This is a genomic window from Streptomyces sp. NPDC006265 (genome assembly GCF_040613555.1).
Classification (GTDB): domain Bacteria; phylum Actinomycetota; class Actinomycetes; order Streptomycetales; family Streptomycetaceae; genus Streptomyces.
Genome location: NZ_JBEXSH010000683.1, coordinates 1 through 5,071 on the forward strand (window position 1 = coordinate 1; position 5,071 = coordinate 5,071).

Here is a 5,071-nt window from a genome sequence, read left to right on the forward strand (position 1 = left end):
ATATCGGCACGTCCACTCAACGAGTCACACCCGTCCAGGTACCGGTCACATCATCAGATCACCCGAACCGGTCATGTGCGGAGGATGGGACTAGCGTGATCCCATGAACCTCACCCGGAACGGCACACCCGGCGGAGCGGCGGCGTGACGCCGTGGGAGATGGCCGCCGTGCTCGCCGCCGGCACGGGGGCCGGGGCCGTCAACGCCGTCGTCGGATCGGGGACGCTGATCACGTTTCCGGTCCTGCTCGCCACCGGACTGCCCCCGGTCACGGCCACGGTGTCCAACGGCCTGGGCCTGGTCCCCGGTTCGATCACCGCGGTCTTCGGCTACCGCGAGGAACTGCGCGGCCAGCGGCGGCGCGTCCTGCTGCTCGGTATCGGCGCCGTGCTGGGCGGCCTCGCGGGTGCCGTGCTGCTGCTGACCCTGCCCGCCTCGGCGTTCGAACGGATCGTGCCGGTCCTGGTGGGCCTGGCCCTGGTCCTGGTGGCGTGCCAGCCCTGGATCGCGAAGCGGGTGCGCCGACGTCGTGAGGCGGGGAGCAGCCCCGTGCGCCGTGACGGCGGGCCCCTGCTGTTCGCCGGGCTGACGCTGGCCAGCGTCTACGGCGGCTACTTCTCCGCCGCGCAGGGCATCATCTACGTCTCCCTGATGGGCATGCTGCTCGACGAGACGCTCCAGCGGCTCAACGCCGTGAAGAACGTGCTGGCCGCCGTCGTCAACTCCGTCGCGGCCGTGCTGTTCCTGTTCTTCGCCCACTTCGACTGGACGGCCGTCGTCCTCATCGCCGCCGGATCGGCGCTCGGCGGCCTCGTCGGAGCCAGAACGGGCCGCCGCTTCAGCCCGGCCGTGCTGCGGACCCTGATCGTGTCGGTCGGCACCGTCGCCCTCGTCCACCTGGTGCTCCACTGACCCCCGGCCCTCCTAGGACGCCGGACGCGCCTCGGCCTTCGCACCCTCGGCGTCGATGTGCGGTACCACCCGGTTCAGCCACCGCGGCATCCACCAGGCATGCCGCCCGAGCAGCGTCATCACGGCCGGCACCATGAGCAGCCGTACGACGGTCGCGTCGATGAGCACGCTGACGGCCAGCCCCAGCCCGAGCATCTTGACCACGATGTTGTCGCTGACGATGAACGCCGCGAACACGCTCACCATGATCAGCGCGGCACAGGTGATGACCCGGGCCGTGATCTCCAGGGCGTGCGCGACCGACCCCTTGGCGTCCCCGGTGCGGAGCCATGCCTCATGGACACGCGACAGCAGGAAGATCTCGTAGTCCATGCTGAGGCCGAAGACGATGGCGAACATCATCATCGGCGCATAGCTCTCGATGGGCACCTTGCCGTGGACCCCGAGAGCGGGACCGCCCCAGCCCCACTGGAAGACCGCGACGACCACCCCGTACGACGCGGCGATCGACAGGACGTTCAGGACGGCGGCCTTGACGGCGACGAGCAGCCCCCGGAACACGGCCAGGATGATCAGGAACGCCAGCCCCACCACGACTGCGATGATCACGGGCAGCTGGGAGGCGACGATGTCACGGAAATCGACCTGGGTCGCCGTCGTACCGGTGACGTACCCCTTGGCGTCCGTGCCCTGGACGGCGTCCGGCAGCGTGTCGCCGACGAGACGGTTGGTCAGGTCCGTGGTCGTGGTGTTCTGCGGGGACTTGGTCGAGTAGACCGTGCCGATCAGGACGTCGCCGTCCTGCGTGGGCGTCAGGGGAGTGACGACGGCGGCGCCCTGGACCTTGTCGAGCGACTGCTGGGCCTTCGAGGCCAGGGCTGAGCGCTGCGACTGAGACACGTTCGTCTGGTCGATGACGACCGTGAGTGGGCCGTTCGAGCCGGGCCCGAAGGCGTCGGCCATCAGGTCGTACGCCCGCCGGTCGGTGAAGGAGGTCGGGTCGGCGCCGTCACCGATGTGCCCGAGCTGGATGGAGAACAACGGGATCGCGAGGACCACGACCATGGCGACACCCGCCGACAGGAACCACAGCGGTCTGCGCTCCACCCGCTGCGCGTACCGGTGCCAGGTGCCCTGCGGTGTGTCACCCGCCCCGGTCACGGTCTCGGCGATGGGAGAGCGCACGTGGAAGCGGTCGATGTGCCGGCCGATGAAGCCGAGCAGGGCCGGCACCAGGGTGAGCGCGCCGACGACGGCCGAGACGACGGTGACGGCGGCGGCGAGACCGAGCAGGGAGATGAAGGAGACCCCGGACGCGGACAGGCCCGCCAGCGCGATGATCACCGTGCACCCCGAGACGAGAACGGCATGGCCGCTGGTGCTCGCGGCCTGCCCCGCGGCCCGCACCGGGTCCACGCCGTCGATGAGGTTCTGCCGGTGCCGGGTGAGCATGAACAGGGCGTAGTCGATGCCGACACCGAGGCCGATCATCGTGGCCAGGGTCGGTGAGACCGTTGCGAAGGTGAACGCCGCCGCCAGCAGCCCGAGGATGGCGAGACCGCCGACGACGCTGATCAGCGCGCTCAGCAGCGGGACGACAGCGGCGATCACGCTTCCGAACCCGACCAGCAGCACGAGGACCGCCACGCCGAAACCGATCAGCTCGCTCACCCGGTCGTCGGCGGCCGGCCGGGCGAGCTCGCCGAGCGGTCCGCCGTACTCGACCTCCGCCCCGGCCGACCGCAACGGCTGCACGGCGGTGTCGACGCCGTTGAGGTAGTCATCGCCGAGCGTCGAGGGCTGCACGTTGAAACGGACGGTGATGTAGGCCGTCTTCTTGTCGTCCGACAGCGGCCCCACGTTCTGTTGACCGCTCGGCGTGGCCGGTGCGGACAGCGGGTTCTGCGCTGACAGCACGTGCGGGAGCTTCTCCAGATCGGCGACCGTGGTGGACATCTGGGAGTTCAGCGCGGTCAGGGGCTGCTGGTCGTCGTGCAGTACGATCTGGCTGCTGTAGCCGCCGGCCTGGGGATCGTGCGCCTTCAGCACGTCCAGGCCCTTCTGGGCCTGCGCCTGGGGCAGGCTGAAATTGTCGGAGTACGCTCCCCCGAATTCGCGGCTGATGACCTGCAGCGCCACCAGAGCCACCAGCCAGGCGATGATGACGATCACGAAGTGGCGCGCGCACCACTCGCCCAGCCGCCGCAGCACACCTTTGCGCGCGGCCTTGTGGTCCCCTTCGCCAGCGCGGCTGTGCGGCATGGGCGTCGTCTCCTGTGTCGGCCGGGAGGTCAATGCCGTCCATTAGATGCGCGCGGGATCACTCCGGCATTTCAGGCACGCGGACGCCGTGGGACTCCGGGCGCCCGTTCCCCCGAAAGGTCCGCTCCCGTGAACGGCGCTCGCGTCCCGCGCGCCGCAGCACCCCCGAACCGAGCGCCACACCGAGCACGACCAGCGCGCTGCCCGCCCCCTGCGGGAGTCCGTAGGAGCCCGTGCCGACGAGCGGTGCGGTGCAGGCCGCCGCCACCGGGATGAGGCCGGAGAACAGAGTGGCGCGTTCCGCGCCGATCCGCTGCATGCCCGTGTACCAGCACACGAAGCCGACGACGGTGACCACCACTGCCTGCCACAGCAGCGCGGCCGTCTCCACGCCGTCGGGACGCCGCAGCCACGCGCCCCCGTCGGCCGGCGGCCCGATCGCCGCCGACTCCAGTGCGGCGACCGCGCACACCGCGGCCGACAGCAGCCTGGGCCCGAGCGGCCGCAGCACGGGGACCGCGAGTACGGCGAACCCGACCTCCCCGGCCAGGGCGCAGACCGAGAAGGCGATGCCCGCGCCGTCCGTGCGCCCCCAGCCCTGGACCGTGAAGGCGCCGACGGCCACGAGCAATGCCCCGTACAACACCGTGCGTTGCGGCCCACGTCTGTCCAGGAGGGGGACGAGCACGGCGACGACCACCGGCGCACAGCCCACGAACACGCCGGGCACCGCCGGTTCCGCCGTGCGCTCGGCGGCGATGACGGCCAGATTGAAACCACCATGCCGACCGCCGTGAGCAGGGCGAGCCGGCCCCACTGGCGGGGTGTCAGGGCCCGCAGCCGGTCGACGGCGCCCTTCCCGGCAGCCGGGGCCAGTAGCAGACAGGCCGGCCCGTAGCGCAGGAACTGGCCGCCGGCGTACGGGTAGTCGCCCAGGACGCTGTTGGCGGTGAAGGAACCTCCGACGAGGACACAGGCGAGCGCGGCGAGCAGGGCACCGCGCGTGGTGGTGGCGTTCATGGGGGCGACGCTAGGGAGCCGGACGGCCCGGGAAGGGGTCCACTTCCGTGCCTGCTCGGTGGACCACTTCCCGGGCCGGGGCGTCAGCCGATGTGGTAACTGTCGCCGTAGACCTTCCAGTCCAGCGGAGGTCTCAGATCGAGGTTGCGCCGGTTCAGGAAGACGCGCTGGGCCGTGTCGACCCGGCTCGTGTCGCTGTGCGCCTCCTCCTGCTTCATGGCCCACACCCGCGCGTCCAGGAAGGCGTGGAGGTACGAGACCTCGTCTCCGCCCTGCGCCGGCGGCTTCGCCGCCCGCAGGGCCCGCTTGCGGATGTTGCGGAAGCTCGTGGGGTCGCCGCCGTCGCCGTGCATGACGATGGCGTCGTAGTAGGCGAACTGGCCCAGTACGCGCAGCCCGTCCGCCTTGCCCTGCCGGACCGCCGGGTCGAAGTACACTCGGTCGCGCTCGTCGTCCTGGGCGCGGCGGAACTCGGCGTCCCGCGCCGCCCGGCGCCAGTCGCCGGGGAAGCCGGGGTCGAGCCCGTCGTGCGAGTCGGAGCCGTCGACCTCGCGCAGGGCCGGGAGGTACTTCTGGAGGACGTTGCCGGGCTTGCGGTCGGCGTAGAGCTCGACGAGGTCCAGCATGTCGCCGGTGCCGGAGCAGAACCCGATGATGCCCGCGGTGTAGCCGCGGCCGTCGCCGATGTCCTCGATGTACGGGTACTGCGCCTTCCAGTCGAGCGAGGAGTTCTCCGCGCTCGACACGAGCTGCATGGCGATCTCCTTCTTCGCCGGGTCGTCGAGCCCGATCGCTCGCACGGACGCCGTGGCGTGCGACGGCCGCAGGAGCGGAGTGGCCGCGAGGGCCGCGCCGAACAGCGCCAGGACGGTGCGAC

Annotated in this window: 3 protein-coding genes and 1 pseudogene; 1 reads left to right on the forward strand and 3 read right to left on the reverse strand. The window is 71.0% G+C overall.

What is annotated here, in order from left to right:
- Positions 1 to 144 precede the first annotated feature (144 nt).
- Positions 145 to 912, forward strand: a complete 768-nt coding sequence (locus tag ABZ281_RS37375; protein WP_356662485.1) for a sulfite exporter TauE/SafE family protein — start codon at positions 145 to 147, stop codon at positions 910 to 912.
- Positions 913 to 924: 12 nt separating this feature from the next.
- On the opposite strand, the gene ABZ281_RS37380 is transcribed toward ABZ281_RS37375, so the two are convergent.
- The 3 genes and pseudogenes from ABZ281_RS37380 to ABZ281_RS37390 form a co-directional block, all read right to left on the reverse strand.
- A complete protein-coding gene (locus ABZ281_RS37380; protein WP_356662486.1) occupies positions 925 to 3,174 on the reverse strand; it encodes an MMPL family transporter in 2,250 nt (749 codons plus the stop codon).
- Positions 3,175 to 3,232: 58 nt separating this feature from the next.
- A pseudogene (locus ABZ281_RS37385) lies at positions 3,233 to 4,194 on the reverse strand (DMT family transporter).
- An 83-nt stretch (positions 4,195 to 4,277) separates the two neighbouring features.
- Positions 4,278 to 5,071: chitosanase (locus ABZ281_RS37390; protein WP_356662487.1), on the reverse strand; the 794-nt coding region annotated here is incomplete at its 5' end.